This window comes from Bartonella clarridgeiae ATCC 51734 (genome assembly GCF_000518185.1).
Taxonomy (GTDB): Bacteria; Pseudomonadota; Alphaproteobacteria; order Rhizobiales; family Rhizobiaceae; genus Bartonella; species Bartonella clarridgeiae.
In genome coordinates this window covers 159,367-184,498 of the sequence record NZ_JADC01000010.1, presented here as the reverse complement: position 1 = coordinate 184,498, position 25,132 = coordinate 159,367, and the positions used below count along the sequence as shown (strand labels likewise).

The following is a 25,132-nucleotide window of genomic DNA, read 5'->3' as shown; positions in this document are numbered from 1 at the left end:
TTTTACAATAAAAATTTTTGATTTTTTGCACTGTGAAATTTTTGGTTTACTTTCTTTTAATAAAAGAATTGAGTAGTATACAAAAACTTAATAGGAAAAATAGGCAGAAAGAAATACTTACTGTGATAGAAGTAATTTAAGAATTTTATATTCAAATTACAAATACATTCTCTCTAATTATTAAAATATAATTAAAGTCAGAGAATTGTAGTAAAAAATCTGTTTAAGATTACCATTATCTTAGTATAAATGCAATGCATATTAATGTTGAAAGTTTAGAGATTTCAGAGAGTTGTTCTTCTTATGGTATATGTATTTTATAGGAGAAAATTGAAAAAAAATAATTGCTACACTGATTTAACTGTATTTAATTCGGGAATTTTTCGTTTAATAAATTATAATAACCAAAGATAATGCTTCTGTTGTTTATATTGCAGGATACAAAATTTCTTAAAATTTATTATTAAAATCTGTGTCTAGTAATTTGATGAAGATTACTGAAAATAATTCCTTATTTATAATTTGTAATCGTGTTTATAATCAATTTATTATTCAACTTTGTTTGGTTAATGGCTTGAAATAGACTGTAACAAAGTGTGTATTAAAGAGATAGGAAGACGTGTCCTTTTAAGAATTAATAAATGCAATAGATACAACACTGAGGTAGATATAATAGAAGAATTAGTGTAACCAATTCAAGAAAAAACAAGCCAAATAGAAACCAATAATTAAGATTTAAGGAGGGATCTATTTAAAAGCTTTTTGTTAAGGACAGTGCTTTTATGTTTGTAGAACTGGTATCTAAAATATATCAAATACTCTATGTAGGAAAACGAAGTGATGATGTTTACGCTGCAGAGAGTGATATGTGGCTTCATCTAAATATGTTTTTGAATAGGCGGTATTTTGAATGAAAATCAACACTCTGAAATCTGGTCAGTTTGTGTCATCTATGCTGATATTTGTCTAATTAATATAGTTTATTTGGGCAGGATCTATGATAAGGACAATTAGTTATAAAAAATTTTACAAACCGATTAAAATTCAGATACAAAATTTTATATACTCTATGAAAAACATTCTCTATTCTCTTCCTCTTTTATCTTCTATATAGGCGGTAAGGGAATCAGTTTCCTGTTTATTAAAAAAAAGGCCAAGTTTTGAACGGCGCCATAATATATCTTCACATGTCTTTGCCCATTCTTTTTCCATTAGCCATTTCACTTCTATTTCATAAAGCCCATGTCCAAAATATTTTCCTTTATCTACATTACCATTTGCAAATATTGTAAATGTCTCTGAGCCATAGGATCGAGCAAGCCTACGGCAAGTAAAAGCATCTAAATCTGGAAGTAAAACAGCAATTCTGTTTTCAATTATATCTAATCTATTATATGGAAAATCACCTCCAGGGAGTACAGAATTCAGTGTCCATGGCCCTTTTTTAGAACCAAGCGCTTTTTCAATAAATTTCATCACATCTTCAGCCAATATGCGATAAGTCGTAATTTTTCCACCATATAGATTAAGAATTTTTGGTTTATCTTCTATCCCAATTTCTTTTAAAACATAATCACGTGTTATGTCTTGAGCTATTGAAGAACCATCATCATAAAGAGGACGAACACCGGAATAAGTCCATATAATGCTCTCACGCAATATCGGCTTTCTGAAATATTCATTTGCTATTGCGCAAATATAATCAATTTCTTCATCACTAATAGATACACTAGCAGGATCACCTTGATAATCACAATCTGTTGTTCCGATTAGTGTAAACTTTTCCTGATATGGAATGGCGAAAATGATACGGTTATCACTATTTTGCAAAATATAAGCGCGATTATGAATATCAAGTTTAGGAACCAAAATATGCGAACCCTTAACAAGTCGCATAGGCGGAAGCTCTTTAGAATTTAAAACATTTGCTAAAACCTGATTGATCCAGGGACCAACCATATTTGCAATATAAGAAGCTGTAACACAATATTTTTTATCATTTAACTTATCATGAAGAGTAATAAACCATTTTTTCTCTTCTATTTTTAAGGATAGAACTTCTGTTCGTACTTTTATATCAGCGCCCCATTTTTTTGCGTCTCGTGCATTAGCAATAACCAAACGAGCATCATCTACTATTGCATCAGAATATTCAAAACCCTTACGATAATTTTCTTTAAAAAAGGTGCCAAAATTTTTTGATAAATCAATCATTTTGGTACGCTGAAATATTTGATTCCAGCCACCAAGATAATCATAAATAAAAAGTCCGAAGCGTAATATCCAAGAAGACCGTAATTTTTTATGATAAGGTAAGATAAAGCGCAAAGGATGCACAATGTGCGGAGCCATACGCCAAATAATTTCGCGTTCCTTCAATGCTTTACGAACTAATCTAAATTCATAGTGTTCAAGATAACGAAGACCACCATGAATGAGCTTTGTTGACGCACTTGATGTACCCGATGCAAGATCATTCATTTCAGCTAATCCAACGCTAAATCCACGACCAGCTGCATCTCTGGCTACCCCACATCCATTTATTCCACCACCAATGATAAATAGATCATAATGTGTTGTGGCTTTCATTGTTTTTCTTTCATATTAGGTTTATTTTGCTCTATTTTGTTCAATTATGAAAACATCTGCACAATCAAGACAAGCGTTCTGCATCAAGTAAAGTATTTTATACATTAATCATAGGAAACAGATTATCTCCATAATTTGCTAAATTACATATTACAATTAAATGGTTTATTGCATAAACATGATAATTTATCATATAAGTTTATAAATACTTCAGCTAAATACAAAGACAGATAAATGATTAATCAAACTCGATATTCAAAAGTGCTATTCGTAAAGAAAATTTTAATAATAATCATATTGAGTGTTTTTATGTATTCATTTTTATCAAATGCGCAAACAAAAGACCAAACGTCAGATCATCTGATTATAGAGAATCTTAAAATAGAACTTTTAGAAGATTCTAATTTTTTATCTAAGCTTAGCGAGAAAAGCACAAAAAACATCAATGATAATTATATTCGACAGATTATAAGAGACTATCTACTTAATAATCCAGAAATTATGATTGAAATGCAATTTATCCTTCAAGAAAAATTTGAGCAACGTCGTCAAAAAGAAGCTGAAAAACAAACTGCAATCATTAAATCGTTGGAAAAAGAAATTTTTCAATCCCCTCATGATGCCATTTTGGGAAACCCAAATGGCAAAATAGTACTCGTTGAATTTTTTGATTACAATTGTAAGCATTGTAAACGTTCATATTTAGATTTAATAAGCTTAATGCAAGAATACACAGATCTAAGGATAGTTATAAAAGATTTACCAATTTTAGGGCCTGATTCTGTAGCAACACATATTATTTCCCAAATTTTTAGAAAAAAATTTCCAGAAAAGTATCTTCAATTTCATAAAAAACTCTTAATGAGTCAAGGTCGTTCAAATGAAGATAAGGCTATAAAAATAGCAGTTTTGTTAGGAGCAAATGAAAAAGAATTACGCAATGCAATACAAGATTCGAAATTACAGAAACTTTTTCAAGAGAATATTCGAATTGCTTCTGCATTGAATATCACTGGTACCCCTGCTTATATCATTGGAGATAAAGTGTTAATTGGAGCTGTGGAAAAAAATATTTTGCAAGCAGCAATAGAAGATACGCAATAAAATTCTCTTTTTGATCAGATTATTAAGAGATACATAAATATGTTAATTCCTTATTTTTCTTTTTTTAACAGATTTATAAATATGGATTTGTGTAGCAGATTAATTTAATTGCAATGTGAACAACAATATTAGAAAAAATTTCATTAGAAATTTTTAGTCATAGGAATAATAAGTACTAGTAATCTTTACCGGTCAAGGAGTTAGGAATAAAATGGCAATGAAAAAAATGGATGCTAATAAATATACTGGCATTGATATGGCAATTATCCGCGACCTTGCTGAAATTTTGAATGACACGAATCTGACCAATATTGAAGTTGAACAAGGTGGATTGCGCATTTGTGTAGCGCGCCAAAACACTAATTCTGAGCAAACAGTTTATGCGCCTGTTTCTTCTGCTGCAGTAGTTCCTTCTTCAATTCCAACAACTGTAGCTTTTACAAAAAAAGAAAAATCGAAAAATGAGATAGCATCTCCAATGGTTGGCACAGCATATCTTGCGCCTGCACCTGGGGCGCAACCTTTTGTAAAGGTAGGGCAAAATGTTTCTAAAGGTCAAACCCTACTGATTATTGAAGCAATGAAAACAATGAATCAAATTCCGTCACCGCATTCAGGTACTGTGACTGCTATTTTGGTTAAAGATGGTCAACCAGTTGAGTTTGATGAACCACTTATTATAGTTGAATAAAGCAGAGGGACAGTTATGATTCAAAAAATCCTCATTGCCAATCGAGGAGAAATTGCTCTTCGCATTTTGCGAGCGTGTAAAGAACTTGGAATTAAAACTGTAGCTGTTCATTCAACTGCTGATGCTGATGCTATGCATGTTCGCCTTGCTGATGAAAGTGTGTGTATTGGTCCTCCCCAATCTCGCGATTCTTATTTAAATATTTATCAAATTATTTCTGCCTGTGAAATTACAGGAGCAGATGCTGTTCATCCAGGCTATGGATTTCTTTCTGAAAATGCAAAATTTGCAGATATATTGGAGTCCCATAATATTACATTTATAGGTCCAACAGCTGCGCATATTCGTACCATGGGTGATAAAATAGAAGCTAAAAAAACTGTTAAAAAGCTCGGTATTCCCATTGTGCCAGGTTCGAATGAAGCTATAGCTGAAGAAGAAGAAGCTCTACGCATTGCTAATGAAATTGGCTACCCAGTTATTATTAAAGCTTCTGCAGGTGGTGGCGGATGTGGTATGAAAGTTGTTCATTCTGAGCGGAAACTTTTAATAGCTTTCAAAACAGCACGTTCAGAAGCTAGTGCTGCTTTTAATGATGATGCGGTTTATATTGAAAAATATCTAGAAAAACCACGTCATATTGAAATTCAGGTTATAGGTGATGGAGCTGGTAACGCTATACACTTAGGAGAACGTGATTGTTCACTTCAACGGCGCCACCAAAAAGTATGGGAAGAAGCGAATTCACCTGCACTTAATGAAACCGAGCGAAAAAAAATTGGTAATGTTGTTGCAAATGCTTGTGCAAAACTTGGATATCGTGGAGTAGGTACCGTTGAGTTTCTTTACGAAAATGGTGAATTTTATTTTATTGAGATGAATACCCGTTTACAAGTTGAGCATCCTGTAACTGAGGCAATTACAGGTATAGATTTAGTTCATGAACAAATTCACATTGCATCTGGTTTAGGTCTTTCAGTTGCACAAAAAGATATCCATTTTTCTGGGCACGCTATTGAATGCCGTATTAATGCTGAAGATCCAATTAATTTTACACCATCTCCAGGGCTTATTACCCATTTTCATACACCTGGGGGGGGGGGAGTTCGTGTTGATTCAGGTGCTTATTCAGGTTATCATATTCCTCCTTATTATGATAGCTTAATCGGAAAACTAATTGTTCACGGGCGTACACGTTTGGAATGTATGATGCGTTTACGGCGTGCTTTAAGTGAATTTGTGGTTGATGGCATCAAAACTACATTACCTTTATTTTGCGATCTGATTGATAATCAAGATATTGCCAATGGTGATTATGATATCCATTGGTTAGAAAAATATCTTTCTGATAAATCAGTCTCTTCCGATTTATAAACGGTAGATAAATAGTGAATTTGTAATATTAATTGTTATATTAGAAATTTTTCGATTTTAAATGGATTTATTAAATGCATTTAAAAGAACAATAGATAAGCTTGTCATCAATAAAGATATATTTATCAATAAAAAATCCAATTAATTTGGTTTGGATATACATGTCTTTAAATTTTAAATATATAAACCACAATCCATAATTTTTTATTTGCCTTTTTGTGAGTTTATGCTATTCCCAATATAATATGCCCTTATAGCTCAGTTGGTAGAGCACCTGATTTGTAATCAGGGGGTCGGGAGTTCGAGTCTCTCTGGGGGCACCATTTTTCTTTAACATATTGAAATATATATTTTTTTCTTTATATTGACGGTTTTTTCTTTACTTTTCTGCTTTTTACTACTTATACAATTGTGCTCAAATTTGATCTATTTTGTTTTGGTGTAAATAGCAGTATTTTTGTGCTATTTTTTTTTAAAAACAGTAGTTTTTTTTCTCTAAAATTTATCTCTGTGTAAATTCTAGTTTTTGGCTTTTTTTGAGAGCTTTAACAGGAGAACATCCTTGTTTATGAAATTCTTTGTCTATATGTGTTGAAAGAAAGAGAGCGGTAAAATTTTTTTATTTGGTTTTAAACGTGCAAGCCCTTTGTTAATCAGTAGTCTAGGAGTTTATAGTTTTCGAATCTTTGTTTTGTATAATCTTATGGCTTTTCAAAGTCTTCTACTCCACCTATTTAATCAATCAAAAATAAAAAATTATATATTTTATATAATTATAATTTTTTATCGTATTATTACATTATTAGATGTATTCACTTATAAATATTTTTCAAAAAGTTAGAGAAATTCTATTAAAAAAATAGTATTCTCAATTTTTATTTACAAAATCTTATAAATTAAAAGGTGTTTTTTTAATATTATATATTTTATCAAATATGCTGAGGTATAAACATTGGATTTTACTATTTAGATATATTATCTGATTAATTAGACAAAGTAGAAATGCGAATATGTATAAATTCAAAAATTATCTTTAAAAAAGAAAAAAGGAGATAATCGAATTAAGATTTGTATATTGTATACACCTTTTTATTAGTTGTTGGAAAAATTTTAGACGACTAAAAGATTTATAAAATGTAGAATTTATTTTTATTTTCTCAGAAGTAGAGAGAATAAAATATCTGTATGCGGACAGGAAGAAAAGGTTATTTGTTTGCTTAATAGGATAATAATAAAGATGTATGAGTAATGCTCCTGTGACATTTTATCATTCTCCATCATTGGTAAAATTTGCAGTAGCACCAATGTTGGGCTGGACAGATCGGCATTGTAGATTTTTTTATCGTCTTTTGACGAAGAAGGCACTACTTTACACTGAAATGTTCATAGCTGATACTGTTATTCACGGTGTCCGTGAAAGATTATTGGCTTTTAGTAATGAAGAACATCCAATTGCATTACAATTAGGAGGATCAGATCCAAAAAAATTGGCAGAAGCTGCACGCATTGCTGAAGATTTTGGTTATGATGAGATTAACTTAAATGTTGGTTGTCCATCAGATCGTGTTCAGGCAGGTATATTTGGTGCTTGTTTAATGTTGTATCCTGATATTGTAGCGCAGGCTGTAGAAGCCATGAAACGAGCTGTTACTATAGCTGTGACTGTTAAATGTCGCATTGGTGTAGATGATCAGGATGAAGAATTGGCTTTAGATTTTTTGGCTGATCGTGTATGGAATGCTGGCTGTGATGGGTTATGGGTACATGCACGTAAAGCTTGGTTAAAAGGATTAAGTCCAAAGGAAAACCGTGATATTCCACCACTTAATTATAAAAGGGTTTATAATTTAAAACATAAATATGAAAATAATTTCATTGGATTAAATGGTGGGATAAGATCAATTAGTGAAATAAAAGAGCACTTAAGATCATGTGATGCTGTTATGGTTGGACGGCAAGTTTATAATAATCCCGTTTTGTTATGCCTTATTGATTCTGAAATATATGGTGAATCGGGGTATAATCTTAGTGATTGTGATCTTATTAACGCTATGTGCGATTATACTGCAAAACATATCGCATCAGGAGGGCGTCTTTCTCATGTGACACGTCATATGATTGGTTTATTTCAAGGGCGTGATGGTGCGCGTCGATGGCGACAAATATTATCACATAATGCAACAAGAAGAGATGCCAATGTACATATTTTAAAAGAAGCTTTTTCTGCTATCAGTTAAGATCATTTTATGAAAATTTTAAATTTTATATTAATATTATATAATAAATAAATTGCTATTTATGGATAATTATTTAAAAATTGCAGTAACCTAAAGGAAGGAATAAAATTAATATTTTTATCTATGGTAGTTAAACTCTGTTAAAAATTAAAAAAAAGATATGAAAGTTTACTGCAATAATTATGTAAAGCTAGATATCATTTTAATATTTTGTCTTTAAAGAGATTTTCAACATTCGCTACATTATTATCATAGATGCTTATTAAGTAACGCATCGTACATTTGTAGTATGAAAAAAGACAATAAATTATTTATATCCTGTCTATAAAATAAAGTTTTAATTATATATTGCAGATTCGAAAAGGTATTTTCATGATTGCTAGGCCATTTGATGATTTTCGTGCTTTATTAATAAATTTACCTGTTGCTGATGAATTTATGATAACTTTAGCAAAAAAACGGCAGGCACAATTAGTGAAAACACCGGGAGCACTAGGAAAATTAGAAGATATTGCAGTTTGGTATGCGGGATGGAGAGGTGAAGAAAAGCCAATTATAACGAAACCTTTAGTTGCTGTTTTTTCTGGCAATCATGGTGTTACTGATGAAGGTGTTACACCATTTCCGCAATCTATGACACAACAGATGGTACAAAATTTTACAACAGGTTGTGCTGCTATCAATCAGATTTGTGTAGCTTATGATCTGGGGTTGAAAATATATGATTTGGCACTGGAATATCCAACAATGAATATTACCAAAGACGCAGCAATGGACGAGCGTAGTGCAGCCGCAACAATGGCATTTGGAATGGAATCAATTGCCGGAGGAACAGACCTCTTGTGTGTTGGGGAAATGGGAATCGGTAATACGACTATAGCTTCAGCTTTATGTTTAGCTTTGTTTGGTGGAGAAGCTGAGGAATGGGTAGGATCTGGTATGGGGGCTGTGGGAGAATTTTATCAGCGTAAGGTCATAGCAATAAACACAGCGATCTCTTTACACAAGAATTATTTTAATGATCCTTTTGAAATTATGCGCCGTTTAGGAGGACGTGAGATTGCTGCTATGGTAGGGGCTATTTTAGCTGCAAGAATGGAAAAAATTCCAGTTATTTTGGATGGATTTGTAGCAACAGCTGCAGCAGCAGTGCTTTATAAAATAAATCCAAGAGCTCTTGATCATACACTTGTTGGACATATTTCTTCTGAAGTAGCTCATCGTAAACTTTTAGAAAAAATTGGGAAAAAACCACTTTTGGATTTGGAAATGTGTCTTGGTGAAGGAACAGGTGCAGCTATAGCAGCTGGTGTTGTTAAAGCAGCTGTTTTAGTTCACGCGCAAATGGGAACTCATGAGTAGAAGGATTTAGTGTTTAAAAAAATAATAATATGATCATAAATATTAAGGAAAGCTTTAAGAATATAAATTTGGTAGAAAATAAAAACTTTATCAACATACAGGACTGAGTTCTCTAAAATCATTTATTTTTTACATAAAGGAGATATTTGATATTATATTTTTGAGAAATGAATATCTCTTATTACCAATCTTTTATTTTAGTTAGTCATAATAACGATATCTTGGCTAAAGAGGGTTTTGATTAACAATTTCAGAGAGTCATCAGGTATTACAACACGTTAGATAAAGAATTCTTCTGTCATACATAGTGGATTCAGCTTTATAGCAAAAGTTATCATTATATTTGACATCTATAGTCTGATATTGTTCATGTAGGGCTGTAAACTTTATATAAGTTCAGCTAGTTTGATAAAAAATTGATACAACATAAACTTATAAGAATTTACGTACCAAACAGCGAAGATGTAAAATAAGTTCATCATTAAACCATGGGTGTTTTTGTAACCAAAAAGTATTTCGCCATGATGGATGGGGCAAAGGCATGACATTATATCCTCGGGGTTGACGTGTGGATAGGATGTTTTTCCAATCACTGACGGTTGCCGAGACAGTCTTATGTTTTAGGTTTGCAATATGCCATTTTTGCGCATAACTTCCAATAGCAAGGACAAGTTTTATTTGTGGCATAGCTTGAAATACTTTTTCATGCCATATTTCTCGACATTCACTTCTTGGTGGCAAATCAGATTTGTTTTGGTCATAACCAGGAAAGCAAAATCCCATAGGAACAATAGCAAATAGGGATCTATTGTAAAATTCATCGTTTGTTACCCCAAGCCAATTACGTAATCTTATGCCAGAACGATCGTTAAACGGGATAAAGCTTTCATGGACACGTAATCCTGGTGCTTGCCCCGCAATTGCAATAGAAGCAGTATTGGATAAATAAACGATAGGCCTTGGTTCATGGGGAAGGGGAGGAAGATAATGTGGATGTTTGATACAAACACGACAAGAATGAATGTCTTTTTCTAATTTGATAATATGATCACATTGTTGTTTGTTCATGATAAATAAGAAATTAGAAAGATATTATTATGTAGAAAAGAGATTACTTTACTTTTTTACCGGAGAGTGAACTTTACGCCATTCTTGTGGTTTTTGAAAACTGGACCGCCATATTCCTTTTTTTTGTTTTTTGGCTTCTTGTTCTTCTTTATGATAGCTGTAAAAACTTATAGCCCAACCACTACGCACCATTGCTGCGTTAATATTATTAACTTGTTTTGTTCCACATATAGCAAGAATACGGTGATATTTGTCTTTTTTAGACCAATGACACGTAACAGATTGATTATCTATAAGCTTTTCTAAGTTTTTTTTGGCTTGGAAGCCGCATGCATAGCGTTCTTTTTTTATACCGCAAAATTGATTGAGTTCAGGAGCATCGATTCCTGAAAGTCGAATTATGACGTCAGAAATCTTAATTGAATCACCATCAATGATCAATGCGTTACCTTTTATAGATTTTGGGGGAACAGAAATTATGTTTGGAATTTGTGTTGCGGTACATTTCGAATAAATTGTTCCATTGATAAGAACAATAATTATTATAATAACATTGAAAGTAATAAATTTTTTACTAAAACTACTCGGATTAGAAGGAGATGTATTTATTTTCATGAATTAAAAAATATAACAGTATAATATGTCATTAGTTAGGATAATAATCGTTAATTTGTACTAACTTTCTCATTTTAAAAAGCATTTATTGTAGTTTATATATAAATAAATACATTTTAGTGCTAATGATGGCGAAATAGTGTGTGATATCAGATTAAATTATGTTGAGTATTTGGAGATAATTTATATTTTATAGCGGTTTTTTATTAAAAATAGCTCGGAATTTATTATTTTTTGTAACCAGTAATAAAAAGACATTCTCAAAAAATATTATAGCTTAAATTATTAAATTAATAAAAAATATTTTTATGAGAATGATATAAAGATATTATAGAAATATTTTCCCAGAAACACAAAGAGCTTATTTCCTTATTCAATTAAAAGATAAAAAAGATATCAATTTCAGCATTATAAAAAAGTTATGGGAATTTTACTTCTTTTTAAAAAAAGCGAGTGGTTTAATGTACTATGACTTTTAACTAGCTTAAATTGAATTCTTGAAAGAGATCATTGCTTTTATTATCAATAACGATAAACGCAGGAAAATCTTTAACTTCAATTCACCATATGGTCTCCATGCCTACTAATTCTGGGTATTCTACGATATCAATTTTTTAATGCAGTTTTGTGCCAGATTGGCTTCTGAACCACTAATTGAACCGAGATAAAATCACTCTGTTTCGCACAAGAATCGCGAACTATTCCTGAACAGTTACACTTTTTCTGAGCATTATCATAGATCCTTTCAGTGATTGAAATTGATCAACGAAAAAATCCATTTGTCCAACTGTTATAGGGCCAAATGAGCCAGACGACATTCTTCTGGCGTTTGGCGTTTTTGCTGGACCAGTTAAATAGGATGATTTTAAAAAAATCCGGTATAGGTTTAGCTCGTTCTAAATACTGATGAATTTTTGCGTGTGCCATTCGCGGACAACAATAATTGGACCAGTAAGAGAAACCTTTGTTTTAACAAGGTGTTTTCCTGATTCCTTTAAGATTTTATCTATAGGTGTTGATGTAGGTCAATTTTAACAACATGCTCTGTCAATTGTACTGGGTCTCTTTCAAGTTGTTCAAGAAAGATACCATCTTTAGTGATTTTGCCAAGTGCTTGGTGATCTACAGAACAAGATATTCTTAAAGAAATTGTTAGAGAAGTACTATGGCGCGGAAGACAAATAAACGAACATCATGACAAAAATATTTTCTACCAAATTGTGCTCCTATTCCGATTTTCTGGGTTATCTTATGAATTTTTTTCCATTGCAAAGTCACAGAAAGCATGTCTTTCTTGCGAGCCTTGATTAGGAAGTCAATCAAGATAGTGAGCAGAAGCACGCTTAGCTGTTTTTAAATTCATTTCTGCAAAGGTTCCTACCTATAAAATAACCTGTAGGAAGGCAGGCTACTGTTTCTAGTGTATGAATTTTGTCTTGTAGAAAATGAGTTAAACGATTATGTGATGAGATGGAGTGCATTGGGTAGAGAAAGGTTCTTATTTGCAGATCCACCTTCTTTAACCATAAAAAACTTATATAAGTTTTCTCCTTGAGCCATAAATATCAATTTAAGTAAGTGGATTGTTTTGTGTATTTTTTTTTCATCAACATAGAACATAGAAAGAGGAATAATTTCCGAATAGCGCAAATTTTTGTGTGTATAGGTGCTTAAAATTACTTCTGAAAAGGATTAATATCCATTTCCATCAATCCGTATACGATTTTTTACTCATGATAATTGCTGTTCCAGTATCTTGGCACATGGGAAGGATACTACTTGAAGATATATTTGCCTTTTTTAAAAGGTCATAAGTGACAAATTTATTATTATCGATAGCTTCAGGATCTGAAAGAATATTTACTAATTGTTTTAGATGACTGGCACGTAGTAAATGATTGATATTGGAAAATGCACAGTCAGCGAGAAGTTTAAGACCTTCTTTTTCGACAATAATTATTTATTGATTGCGATATTTATCAAGTCTTACTTATAAATTAGAAGTTTTTTTATAAACTGCTTTATCTTTTTTATAAGTAAATAAATTCGATTGCTTCTTTTCCATTATTCTATACTGAAGTATTGTAGATTATTGATTTATATTAATTTTTAAAAGGATTAAGAATAGATTTATAATATTTTAAATCAGCATTTATACTAATGATGGTAAGATAATATAATTATTTATGAGCATTTAGATTTATATCAATAAAGAATAGTTTATAACTTTTGTTAAAACGCACTTATAATATATCGCTCTTTATTATTAGTATAAGCAATGAATGATTTCGCAAAAAATAAATGTTAAATTTTCGACAGAAAAGTAATTAATTCGATGAAGAACTAGATACATCTTTTAATAAAGTTATTTTAATAAAGATAAATACTCTTCATGCAGTATATTAAAGCTGCAGTTAGAAGATTATGATTTTAGATGCTCTTTTTATATTTTTATATTAAAGATTAACAATAAAAGCATTTTTACAAATAATCTTTAAATTACAAAAAGACACTGCACTATACTCTGCATTTCTATTGATAGTATTTCCAATTTAAATAATTTAAACGAAAAGTTAATTATTTAATTTTTGTTTCTTTAAACTCAACATGCTTTTTGACAATTGGGTCATATTTGCGTTTACTCATTTTGTCTGTCATTGTGCGGCTATTTTTCTTTGTTACATAGAAAAAACCAGTATCTGCTGTCGACAAAAGTTTAATCTTAATGGTTGCTGCCTTAGCCATAATAAGAGTCCCGTTATAGTGAAGATAGTACTACTCCGCTATCAAAGTTTTGTTTTTGATGCAATTACATTTCACGTATGACACTACGGATGTTCTACAAAAAGTCAAGAGTTGTTTGATTTTCTCATTAGTTGGATAAGCACTAAAATGATATATAAGCTAAAAAAACAGGCGATTGCTAAAGAAAAACCAAATGGTTCAAAGATATCCATTATTTGACCAATAATGGCGGGTCCAATAAGTATACCAATGCCATAGCAAAAAATAAAAGCAGAATTAGCTGCAGCAAGCTCTTGTTCTTTAAGGCATTCACCGAGTTGTGCAAGCCCAATTGTATAAAGACCTGCAGGTATACCACCAAGGAAGAAAAGATCAATCATCAAAATCAATTGATGTTCTGCTATCCGTGGTATAATGAGAGTTCCAATCAGTCCTAAAATGGCGCAGCCCATAAGAGAATAGCGCTTATCTTTTAGATAATCACTTATGAGGCTGATAGGAATTAAAAGCATGATATTACCAAGAGCAAGAATTTCCATAAAATGTATGGCCTCGTTTTTATTATATCCAATTGATAAGATAAAAGGTGTTATAAGTGTTAGCGTTCCCATTTGGATAGCACCATAAATAAGTGCTGCCATTGTTGAGGTGGGAACACGCAAAATATGTGAAAAAAATGCCGTATTTTCCTTACTCTGAAATTTTGGACTTAATTTCCAGGCAGAAAGAAGGGGAATGATAGCAATTATAATAAGAAGACAACCAGTACCAAAGGGTATAAAATCTTGTGTTCCTATTTTTTCTAACAGCATTGGGCCTAAAATAAATCCTAGACCTAAAGTAATAGCATATATAGAAATTATCAAACTGCGCCTTTGAGGGGGAGAAGTATTATTGATCCAAAACTCTGATAGAATAAATATAATTGTCATAGAGAAATGCAGTGTAAATCGCAAAATAAACCAAATCCATATCGATTCGAAGAAATAGAATCCTAAAAAGCTTAGAGAACCAATAATCATCATAAGCAACATTGATTCGACAACACCAAGATATAAGGCGATCCGAGCAGTTAAAGTAGCTGCAATAATTGTTGCGATCCCACCGATTCCTCCACTATAACCGATGATACTGTTTGAAAACCCTTTTTCAGTCATTAGCAACGAAATAAGTTGTGTTCCCATTCCTAAGGCTACACCGACAGTACCAATGGTCATAATCGCGGCAATAATTGCACGAAAGGAATTATTTGGAAATTTGAAGGTTTTATTCATCATGAGGGGAGTTTAATTATAAATTGTAGTTTTATGTTCAGACCTTATGATTTATGATTAGTGACAAATTTAGTTGGAAATAGAAAAAGAAAATTGTAATTTAGAAAAAGTAGTATTTACAACGTAGCACATAGTCTGCGTGATAATTGTGTAGATTTTTAGATGATAAAAGGTAGATAGATCTATATGTTGCATATTTTGTAATATATTCAATATAAGAGTTTTTTTGAGTTTTTAATCAATAAAGAAAGAGAGAATCATATCAATCTATTACATATAGCTAAGCAAATAAAAAGTATGCATCAAATAATAATACAATAAATACAATGACAAGAGTTTTTTAATAATTCCTTACTTCAGAAGTATTAGCCATATATGTTTTTTAATAATGCTTTTTAATTATATCTTATTTTGAAAAGATGCTAAAAAATAAAGATTTTTCTTAAATTACTGTTAGTGTAATAATTTGCAAATCAATTTATGAGAGTAATAAGCTTAAACTAATTTATACAGATGTATTAAAAAATCAATTAGTTTTTAAAAATAAATATTGTTGTGGATTTATTATAGATTTTAATATTCGAGTATAGAGATATAATTTTAATTTTTTGATCTTTTATTTATTGTTATCTTCTTTTATCAGAAAAATAATTTCGTTTCTTCACTATAGATTTATTTTTTTTGTAGGAAATAGGTAAAAAAGTTATCAGACGAGGTTTTGTTAACATTTCAAAACATAAAGCGCCAGCAAAAGGCTGTGCTTCTAAAATTTTTACTTCCACTACATCACCAAGTTGATAACATTTACGACTATGTTTTCCTATAAGGGCCTGCTGTAATTCGTCAAAATAGTAATAATCACTTTTAAGTGTAGAAATAGGCACAAAACCATCTGCGTTTAATTTATCAAGTACGATAAAAAGACCTGCTTTTGTAACTCCTGAAATACGGGCTCCAAATGAATGTCCGATTTTATTAGCTAAATAATGTGCAACAAACCGATCAACAGTTTCTCGTTCTGCCATTATTGCACGGCGTTCTTGTAAAGAAATCTGAATGGCAATTTTTGCAAGATTTTGCTCTTGTTCATCTGTAAGTGCATCATTACCTAATTGCAGAGCTTTTATAAGTGCTCGGTGAATAATTAAATCAGCGTAACGGCGAATTGGTGAGGTAAAATGTGTATAGTTGTCTAGATTCAAGCCAAAGTGGCCTATATTTTCAGAATTATATTCAGCTTGAGATTGCGAGCGTAAGATAACCTGATTTACTAATTCCTGTTGTTCTGTATTCATAGCTTTTATAAGGATGTTATTAAGCTGTGCTGATGTAAGTTCAGCTTCTTTAGCAAGTGACATTCCTAGACTTTGAAGAAAGTTCCGGAGCATTTCCTGTTTTGCAAGAGATGGCTTATCATGAATACGATAAATGAGAGGTTGATGATATTCTTTTAATGTTTCAGCAGCCGCAACATTAGCTTGTATCATGAATTCTTCAATTAAGCGATGTGCCTCTAGGTGAGATAAAATCATAACATCTTTAATGTATCCATTTTGATCAAGAATAATCTTTTTTTCTGGTACTTCTAATTCTAATGGTTGTCGGCGATTGCGCGCAATTTTAAGGCAGCAATAAGCATCCCATAATGGTTGTAAAATGTTTTCAAGTAGGGGAGCTGTTTTCTTATTCATATCTCCTTCAATTGCACATTGTACTTCTTGATAGGATAATTTGGCTGCTGTACGCATTATAATACGATGGAAACTATGTTTACGTTTGTTTCCATTCGCATCAAAAATCATACGAACAGCTAGCGCAGGCCTATCTTTTCCTTCATGCAATGAGCATAGATCATTAGAAATACGTTCTGGTAGCATTGGCACAACACGATCAGGAAAATAAACAGAGTTTCCTCGTTTTAATGCTTCCTGGTCTAGAATACTTCCTGCTTTTATATAGCAAGAAACATCTGCGATCGCGACATTGATAATCCAGCCTCCGCTATTGATAGGACTTTCATCTTTTATTGCATAAACTGCGTCATCATGGTCTTTTGCATCTGGGGGATCAATTGTAATAAAGGATAATTGTCGCCAATCTTCACGATTAATTGTATTATCAGGTTTTACATTTTCGGCTTGTGCAAGGACATCTGAAGGAAAAATATAAGGAATTTCTTTCGATATAAGAGCAATCATTGAAAGCTCTGTTTCATTATCAATGTGTCCTAAAATATTTTTTATTTTTGCATGTTTGAGTCTGTAGTCAGTAATGTCTTTAATTTCAACTTCGACAAGATCACCAGCTTTTATATCTATGTTCGTAGACATATCAATAATAAGTTCATTATTTTTACGTTCTATTGGGTCAAGCTGCCATTTTCCATTTTCTAATTTTCTCACTATACCAAGCATGTTTCTTTTTTTCTTATCAATCTTGCGGATGATTCGTCCTGTATATGGGTAATTTTGAAAAACTTTGTTTCGAAAAATTTTTACAAGAACATGGTCTCCAATACCAATGCTTGCTCTTTTTGTGCGATGAGAATGAGATATCAGAATATTGGGCTTTGGATCATTTGGCCATTCAAGAAGTTCTGCAATAAAACTACCGCCTTTATCAAGTGCATTAATTTTAACCAAAGTAATTGATGGTAATGCCTTTTTGATAATTAAATTTTTATGTTTTTTTGGTATTACATTATTATCTTTTAAATCACGCAATATATCTTTTAACCACATATGAGAATCACTGTTTAAGTTAAAAGCTTTAGCAATTTTTTGTTTACTTGATTGGCTAGGATTATTAGTGATAAAGGACAGAATTTCTGATTTATTAGGTAGCCGCTTAATATTAGATAATTGAAAATATTTTGTTTTTTTCTCGCCTTTAGCCAAAATTTATGCCTTCTCTTTGCGGGGTGAAGCTTTTTTGGGTGTTAGCTTCTTTTTTGAAGTGGCTTTTTGTCCTGTTTTTTTAGTCGATGCTTTAGCTGATATAAGTTCTAATGCTTCTGAAAGCGTTACTGTAGTTGGATCTTTATCCCTTGGTAAGGTAGCATTGATTTTATTCCAGTTAACATATGGACCGTAACGCCCATCACGTATGGTAATTGTTCCACCTTCTGGGTGATCTCCTAGTGTTGTTAGCACAGTAGGTAATATTCTACGTCGGTTTGTTTCATTGTTTTTTTTCTCAGCAAGTATTGTAATAGCGCGATTAATGCCAATATCAAAGACTTCATCTATACTAAAAAGGTTTGCATATTTTCCATCATGAGCAAGATAGGGACCATACCGTCCAATTGCAGCTGTAATTATTTTTCCTGTTTCAGGATGAGTTCCAACTTCACGAGGTAGAGATAATAAAGCTAAGGCTTTATCAAAATTGATATTTTCTATTTGCCATCCTTTAGGTAAACTTGCACGCTTACTTTTTTTATCTTCGCCAAGTTGAATATATGGACCGAAACGGCCATTACGAAGGGAAATATCTTTTCCTGTTTCAGGATCGATACCAAGCATAATAGGTTCATCATTGTGCACAACTTTACTTTTCTCTTTTGTATCTGTTCCCAATTGACATGTATATTTACATTCAGGATAATTAGAACAGCCAACGAATGCGCCGTAGCGCCCTAATTTTAGTGACAATTGGCCATTTATACAAAGGGGGCAAGAGCGGCAATCGCTTCCGTCTTCACGTGTGGGGAAGGCGAGAGGGGCTAACGTTACGTTTAAAACATCAAGAACATTCATTATACGTAGTTCTTGGATACTAGTAATAGATGCATTAAATTCATCCCAAAAATCGTGTAAAACATCTTTCCAGGAAAGCTTTCCATCCGATATAAGATCTAATTTTTCTTCAAGATTTGCTGTAAAACCATATTCTACATAGCGGTTAAAAAAATTTTCAAGAAAGGCTGTAACGATACGTCCTTTAACATCGGGAATAAGTTTGCGTTTATCAGTTATGATATACCCACGATCACAAAGTGTGCTCAATGTAGATGCATAAGTTGAAGGTCTGCCAATTCCCAATTCTTCAAGCTTTTTAATTAATGCAGATTCGGAATAACGAGGAGGTGGTTCTGTAGTATGTTGCGTCAATTCAACTTTTTCTTTTTTAAGTGATTCTCCAATATTAATCTGCGGAAGACGTGTTGATTCATCTTCCTCACTATTTTCTTCTTCTTTTGGATCCGTATAAGCAGAAATGAAGCCATCAAAATGAATAACAGAACCTATTGCACGTAGATTAGCGTGGTTTTCTTCTTGAAATGCCTCAATTTCAACAGTTGTACGTTCAATTTCAGCAGAACGCATTTGGCTAGCAATAGCACGTTTCCATATTAATTCATAGAGCTTTGCTTGATCACTATCAAGAACATTGCATATTTGATTAGGATGACGTTTAAAATCTGTAGGACGAATAGCCTCATGTGCTTCTTGTGCATTCTTAGCTTTTGTTGAATAAAAACGCGGTTTTTCAGGAACATAGTGGTTTCCAAAAGAATCAATAATCGCTTTTCGTGCTGCATCAATAGCTTCTGAAGCCATTTGTACTCCATCAGTACGCATATAAGTGATAAGCCCTGCTGTTTCACCATTGATTTCAACACCTTCATAAAGTTTTTGGGCAACTTGCATTGTGCGAGAAGCTGAAAAACCTAATTTTGAAGAAGCAGCTTGTTGTAACGTAGATGTTGTAAATGGTGGAGAAGGATTCTTTTTTATAGGCTTTGCTTCAATACTTAATGTGCGATAATTTGCTTTTTCCAACATAAAGAAAATTTGATCTGCTTGTTCTTGGGATCGAATATCAAGCTTACCAAGTTTTTTATGGTTAAATTCTGTTAATCGTGCATAAAAAATGTTATCCTGAAGTGTTTTTAAGTACGTTGTAATTGACCAGTAATCTTCTTTAATGAATTGCTCTATCTCTGATTCACGATTGCAAATAATACGTAGGGCAACCGATTGGACGCGACCAGCGGAACGGGCACCGGGTAGTTTGCGCCATAAAACAGGTGAGAGAGTAAAACCAACCAGATAGTCAAGAGCTCGACGCGCAAGATAGGCATCTACAAGCGATATATCAATATCGCGGGGATTTTTCATGGCAGCAAGAACGGACTTTTTTGTGATTGCATTAAAAACAACTCGTTTAATAGGTTTATTATTTAAAACTTTTTTTTGTTTTAGAATATCAAGAATATGCCATGAAATAGCTTCTCCCTCACGATCAGGATCTGTTGCTAAGATAAGACTATCGGCTTCTTTGACTGCCTTTGCTATTTCGTTTAAACGTTTTGCAGAAGCAGTATCGATATCCCATTTCATAGCAAAATCTTTATCAGGAAGAACAGAGCCATCTTTTGCAGATAAATCACGTACATGCCCAAAAGATGCTATGACTTTGTATTGAGATCCAAGATACTTATTGATTGTCTTTGCTTTTGCTGGAGATTCAACGATAACAATGTTCATAATTTTATCCGAATGTTGAAACAAAATTTTCTTTATAAACTCCTTTCAAATGAATAGCTAATGACAATTGGTCAAGAGCACATAAAAAAAATATATTATTACAACTTTTGATTGTTATTATTAAAAATACATCTTATAAAAGAAATCGTATAACTTATTTGCCACAGCTAATATAAAAAGCATACGGCAAAATACTAAGATAACGTCTATTGAGAGGTGGGGAGAATGCTCAAGGATAAAAGATTATGTTTATAAATCATTTAAAGATTATCCACTATATTACAGATATGTCAAAACAAATGAGTCAGATGGCACGTCAAGCTCATAGTCCACTTTTAGCATTGCTTTTGGATATGGTGGCTGAAGAGGGGCAAAGTATTATTAATAATGCTGAGGCTCTTGGGGAAGATCCAAACTCGACAATGATACATAACCGCCAGAGTGCCGAATAAGCTTTCCAGCAAGATCGAGTTCAATTAACAAGAGGTAGAGTTTTTGTAAGGGAACACCTGAATAAATGCTGAGTGTATCTAAATCAATTGGAGTGCTTGATAGAGCTGCAAGGACAGCTGCGCGTTCTATATCATCTCTAATTAAAGGAGTTTCATTAGTTATTCTCTTAGGTGAACGAGCTTTTTCTTGTAGAAGTTGAATTGAACATGATTCTTCAAAAAAGCTGAGTTGTGGATTGATAGTATCCGAGGTTAATGGTGTGAGTGTTTCTATAATGTCAGAAGGATGTGTGACCAGCAAAGCACCTTCTTTGATAAGATTATTTGTGCCAATTGCTCTTGGATCAATTGGAGAACCGGGAATAGCGAAGATTAATCGCCCTATTTCAACAGCTTGACGTGCTGTAATTAAAGAGCCTGATCGCATGGCTGCTTCTACCACTAAAAGACCAAGTGATAGACCTGCAATAATACGATTTCTTCTTGAAAAATCGATAGCACGTGCTTTCCAACCAATAGGCATTTCACTAATAATTGCTCCACCATTAGCAAGAATATCATCATAGAGCTTTTTATTTTCGGGGGGATAAATGTGATCGATGCCACCAGCCATAACTGCAACTGTGCCTGTCAACAAGCTCGCTTGATGAGCAATGCTATCAATTCCACGTGCAAGCCCAGAAATAATTGTAAAACCAGCATTACCAATAAAATGAGCAAACTGATCAGTTAATTTTTTACCAACTGCAGAAGCATTTCGAGAACCAACAATCCCAACAGATGGTTTCTGAAAAATAGAACAATTACCTTTTATAGCAATAAGTGGGGGCGATGCTTCCACTACTTTGAGAAATGGTGGGTAATCTGGTTCTCCGATACCGACAAACCGAATACCTTGTTTTTCAGCTTGTTGCATCTCTTTTTCGGCATCATCTAATGTTGCGATTCGAATAGATTTAGGAAGCCCTCCCTTTTTACTAAGCTTAGGAAGTATAGCAAGGGCATTTTCTGCTGTTTTATAATGGTCAATCAAATTGCGAAAAGTAACTGCTCCAATATTTTCGCTGCGTAATAATCGCAACCAATTTAACCGTTGCTGATCAGTAAGTAAGATTCCTTTATTTGTTCCTATTTGTGGTACCAACTTTGTTTTCTTCCCCTGCTAATAATCTACGAATATTAGTATGATGTTTTATAATAACAAGTATGCTCATTGTTGTTATTATGCAAGCAACATAGAGGGAAGAGGAATAATAATAAACAAAAATTGGAGTAATAATAACAGTGACAAGTGCAGAAAATGAAGAATAGCGCGTCAATACAAAAGCTCCTATCCAAACCATAGTAAAAATAAGAGCTGCTAACCAATAAAAGCCTATGCATATACCTAAATAAGTTGCAACACCTTTACCTCCTTTGAATTTGAGCCATATAGAAAAAATATGTCCTAAGAAAGCTAAAAATCCAGCTAGAAGAGCAATTTCTATAGTATGGATTAGGAGTTTTGTTATCCAGATAACAAAAGTTCCTTTTAACGTATCACACAAAAGGGTAAGAGCTGCGATTTTTTTATTTCCTGTTCGTAAAACATTTGTTGCTCCAATATTTCCAGAACCAATTGCTCTTATATCACCAAGTTTAGCAAACTTTGTAAAAAGTAGTCCAAATGGTATAGAACCAATCATATAGGATATCAGGAAAATAACCCACGTATTGAATTGAAAAAGTGTTTCTACTTCACTCATCAATAATCTCGTTTGCTTTGTCGATTAATTTTAAATACTGATTGTCCTTTTACAAAGGTTTGGAGAACACGTCCTTGAAAATGAGCATTTTCGAAGGGAGTATTTTTTGAACGTGAATGCAGCATATCTAGGGATAAGACCCATGGCTCTTCCAAATCAACTAAAATAAGATCTGCATGAGCACCTTTCATCAGTGTTCCAGCATTAAGACCAAATAGTTTTGCAGGTGCTGTTGATAAAAGTTCAGCTAATCGTAAAAGAGGTACAGTTTCATTGTGATAAAGGCGTAAAGCTGCACTTAATAAAGTTTCCATGCCAATAGCACCTGTTTCAGCTTCTTGGAATGGTAAACATTTTGTATCAATCCCTTGAGGATCATGTGAAGAAGTAATAATATCCAATGTCCCATCTTTTATTGCTTTAATCATTGCTATACGATCTTCTTCTGCACGTAATGGGGGCATTAAGCGGAAAAAAGTGCGATATTCACCAATATCATTTTCATTCAAGGATAAATGATTAATGGATACGCCAACTGAAATTTTTTCACTATGCTGTTTTGCTAAACGAACAGCGTCAGCAGACATAGCTGTTGATATTTGTGCTGCATGGTAGCGCGTTTGTGTCAGAACAGCTAGCCGTAAGTCTCTTTCTAGTGGAATCACTTCTGCTTCACGAGGAATTCCCAAAAAACCCAGCCAACTTGCTAATAAACCTTCATTCATAACGCCTTGATCAGTAAGATCATGGTCTTGTGTTTCGTGGATCAATGCGACATCAAAATCGCGTGCATAAGTCATTGCGCGCCGCATAACAGCTGAGTTTTGAAGTGTTTTTTTTCCTTCACTAAAGGCAATAGCTCCTGCATCTTTCAATAAACCAAATTCAGTGATTTCTTGCCCTTTCAGACCTTGAGTGATAGCAGCAACTGGATGAATATTAACCAATGATGTTTCATGTGCTGTGCATGTAATAAATTTGATAAGAGCTACATTATCAATTATTGTCCGTGTATCGGGCATCATAAGAAACGAGGTGATACCACCGGCTGCTGCAGATTGGCTTGCTGAAGAGATCATTTCACGGTGTTCAATTCCCGGTTCACCGACAAAGACTTGAGCATCAACAAGTCCAGGGAGAATAGCTTTATCTTGTGCATCAATGATTTCTGCTCCTTCTGGTATCCCTTGATTTAGAGCTTCTTTTCCAGCGGTTACAATCAACCCATTCTTAATGATAACTGTACCAATTTCATCAATTGCGCGTGAAGGATCAACAATACGGGCGTTTTGAAAAACTATAGGTCTTGTCATTTCTTTTCTTTACTCCAATTATGGCGCAAATCTAATAAAGATTCCATGACAGCCATGCGCACAGCAATACCCAATTCCACTTGTGTATGAATCACACTTTGTGCACTATCTGCTATATCAGAAGCAATTTCTACACCACGGTTTATTGGGCCAGGATGCATGATAATACAATCATTTTTAGCATATGCTAAGTTTTCTTTGTGCAAACCAAAATAATGGAAATATTCATGAATGGAAGGAATGAAAGCACTCCTCATACGCTCGCGCTGTAAGCGCAGCATCATTATAACATCGGCACCTTTAAGACCTTCCTTCATTGTATTAAATACTTCAACGCTCATATTTGAGATTTGAGTAGGTAGAAGTGTTGATGGAGCAACAACACGAATGCGAGCTCCTAAAGCATTAAGGCTGATAATATTAGAACGTGCAACGCGTGAATGTAAGATATCGCCACAAATTGCAACAGTTAATCCTTCAATATGACCTTTTATTCTTCTAATGGTTAGTGCGTCTAATAAAGCCTGTGTTGGGTGTTCATGTGCTCCATCACCTGCATTAACTACGCAACAATCAACTTTTTGTGCTAAAAGGGCTGCAGTTCCAGCACAGCTATGGCGAATGATTAGTATATCAGGCTTCATTGCATTAAGAGTTGTCGCTGTATCGATTAATGTTTCTCCTTTTTTAACGGATGAATTGCTAATAGCTATATTCATCACGTCTGCTCCTAGTCGTTTTCCAGCTAATTCAAATGAAGATTGAGTTCTTGTAGAGGCTTCAAAGAAGAGATTAATTTGAGTACGCCCATGTAAGATAGATTTTTTTTTATCAATTTTTTGGGAAAAGAGGACATTCTCATCTGCGCGATCAAGTAATATGTTAAGATCTTGTACACTAAGGTTTTTAATACCTAAAAGATGTCGGTGGGGAAAAATTGGAAAAACAGTATTATGAATCATAGCATTTCTATAGATCTCTAAAAAGATTAAACAAGCATTTGTTTAAATATAATAAATGTTTTTAGCCGTAAAAAGACAAATAGTCTATGATGTGAGTGATTCTAATAAT

17 protein-coding genes, 1 tRNA gene and 1 pseudogene are annotated in these 25,132 nt (G+C 33.0%); 7 read left to right on the top strand and 12 right to left on the bottom strand.

What is annotated here, in order from left to right; translation table 11 throughout:
• Positions 1-1,083: 1,083 nt before the first annotated feature.
• On the bottom strand, positions 1,084-2,589 hold the full coding sequence (gene glpD, locus T420_RS0103095; protein ID WP_013545126.1) for a glycerol-3-phosphate dehydrogenase: 1,506 nt from the start codon (positions 2,587-2,589) through the stop codon (positions 1,084-1,086).
• A gap of 234 nt (positions 2,590-2,823) precedes the next feature.
• On the opposite strand from glpD, the gene T420_RS0103090 reads away from it, so the two are divergent.
• From T420_RS0103090 to cobT, 6 genes are all read left to right on the top strand, one after another.
• Positions 2,824-3,693 (top strand): DsbA family protein, encoded by an 870-nt coding sequence (locus tag T420_RS0103090; RefSeq protein ID WP_026501132.1) that lies wholly within the window; start codon positions 2,824-2,826, stop codon positions 3,691-3,693.
• A gap of 211 nt (positions 3,694-3,904) precedes the next feature.
• Positions 3,905-4,384: an acetyl-CoA carboxylase biotin carboxyl carrier protein gene (gene accB / locus T420_RS0103085; RefSeq protein WP_013545124.1), complete on the top strand. Its 480-nt coding sequence runs from the start codon at positions 3,905-3,907 to the stop codon at positions 4,382-4,384.
• A gap of 15 nt (positions 4,385-4,399) precedes the next feature.
• The gene (accC, locus tag T420_RS0103080) at positions 4,400-5,758 is read left to right on the top strand and encodes an acetyl-CoA carboxylase biotin carboxylase subunit (protein ID WP_013545123.1); all 1,359 of its coding nucleotides are present in this window, start codon (positions 4,400-4,402) and stop codon (positions 5,756-5,758) included.
• Between the two features lie 247 nt (positions 5,759-6,005).
• Positions 6,006-6,081 (top strand) — tRNA-Thr (locus T420_RS0103075).
• Between the two features lie 933 nt (positions 6,082-7,014).
• On the top strand, positions 7,015-7,995 hold the full coding sequence (gene dusA / locus T420_RS0103070) for a tRNA dihydrouridine(20/20a) synthase DusA (protein ID WP_026501131.1): 981 nt from the start codon (positions 7,015-7,017) through the stop codon (positions 7,993-7,995).
• A 372-nt stretch (positions 7,996-8,367) separates the two neighbouring features.
• On the top strand, positions 8,368-9,357 hold the full coding sequence (gene cobT, locus T420_RS0103065) for a nicotinate-nucleotide--dimethylbenzimidazole phosphoribosyltransferase (RefSeq protein WP_013545119.1): 990 nt from the start codon (positions 8,368-8,370) through the stop codon (positions 9,355-9,357).
• Between the two features lie 432 nt (positions 9,358-9,789).
• Here cobT and T420_RS0103060 read toward each other — a convergent pair whose 3' ends face one another.
• From T420_RS0103060 to topA, 7 genes and pseudogenes are all read right to left on the bottom strand, one after another.
• Positions 9,790-10,425, bottom strand: coding sequence for a uracil-DNA glycosylase family protein (locus T420_RS0103060; protein WP_013545118.1), 636 nt, complete (start codon positions 10,423-10,425; stop codon positions 9,790-9,792).
• Between the two features lie 48 nt (positions 10,426-10,473).
• The gene (locus tag T420_RS0103055; RefSeq protein WP_013545117.1) at positions 10,474-11,040 is read right to left on the bottom strand and encodes a thermonuclease family protein; all 567 of its coding nucleotides are present in this window, start codon (positions 11,038-11,040) and stop codon (positions 10,474-10,476) included.
• A 479-nt stretch (positions 11,041-11,519) separates the two neighbouring features.
• A pseudogene (locus tag T420_RS07585) lies at positions 11,520-13,108 on the bottom strand (fumarate hydratase C-terminal domain-containing protein).
• A 509-nt stretch (positions 13,109-13,617) separates the two neighbouring features.
• Positions 13,618-13,785, bottom strand: a complete 168-nt coding sequence (gene rpmG / locus T420_RS0103040; protein WP_005767215.1) for a 50S ribosomal protein L33 — start codon at positions 13,783-13,785, stop codon at positions 13,618-13,620.
• 104 nt (positions 13,786-13,889) lie between these two features.
• On the bottom strand, positions 13,890-15,062 hold the full coding sequence (locus tag T420_RS0103035) for an MFS transporter (protein WP_013545115.1): 1,173 nt from the start codon (positions 15,060-15,062) through the stop codon (positions 13,890-13,892).
• Positions 15,063-15,685: 623 nt separating this feature from the next.
• Positions 15,686-17,956: a ribonuclease R gene (gene rnr, locus T420_RS0103030; RefSeq protein ID WP_013545114.1), complete on the bottom strand. Its 2,271-nt coding sequence runs from the start codon at positions 17,954-17,956 to the stop codon at positions 15,686-15,688.
• A gap of 3 nt (positions 17,957-17,959) precedes the next feature.
• Positions 17,960-20,551 carry a type I DNA topoisomerase gene (gene topA, locus T420_RS0103025; protein ID WP_013545113.1) on the bottom strand — a complete coding sequence of 864 codons (2,592 nt, stop codon included), beginning with the start codon at positions 20,549-20,551 and terminating at the stop codon, positions 17,960-17,962.
• Positions 20,552-20,796: 245 nt separating this feature from the next.
• On the opposite strand from topA, the gene T420_RS07195 reads away from it, so the two are divergent.
• Positions 20,797-21,003: a hypothetical protein gene (locus tag T420_RS07195; protein WP_013545112.1), complete on the top strand. Its 207-nt coding sequence runs from the start codon at positions 20,797-20,799 to the stop codon at positions 21,001-21,003.
• Here the strand turns inward: T420_RS07195 and dprA are convergent.
• The 4 genes from dprA to T420_RS0103005 are packed head-to-tail and all read right to left on the bottom strand — an operon-like array spanning position 20,933 to position 25,023.
• A complete protein-coding gene (dprA, locus tag T420_RS0103020; protein ID WP_026501129.1) occupies positions 20,933-22,147 on the bottom strand; it encodes a DNA-processing protein DprA in 1,215 nt (404 codons plus the stop codon). The genes T420_RS07195 and dprA overlap by 71 nt on opposite strands.
• Positions 22,122-22,748: a glycerol-3-phosphate 1-O-acyltransferase PlsY gene (gene plsY / locus T420_RS0103015; RefSeq protein ID WP_013545110.1), complete on the bottom strand. Its 627-nt coding sequence runs from the start codon at positions 22,746-22,748 to the stop codon at positions 22,122-22,124. Before plsY ends, dprA begins: the two co-directional genes overlap by 26 nt.
• Positions 22,748-24,061 (bottom strand): dihydroorotase, encoded by a 1,314-nt coding sequence (locus tag T420_RS0103010; protein ID WP_013545109.1) that lies wholly within the window; start codon positions 24,059-24,061, stop codon positions 22,748-22,750. The genes plsY and T420_RS0103010 overlap by 1 nt, the downstream gene beginning before the upstream one ends.
• Positions 24,058-25,023: an aspartate carbamoyltransferase catalytic subunit gene (locus T420_RS0103005; RefSeq protein WP_013545108.1), complete on the bottom strand. Its 966-nt coding sequence runs from the start codon at positions 25,021-25,023 to the stop codon at positions 24,058-24,060. The genes T420_RS0103010 and T420_RS0103005 overlap by 4 nt, the downstream gene beginning before the upstream one ends.
• Positions 25,024-25,132 lie beyond the last annotated feature (109 nt).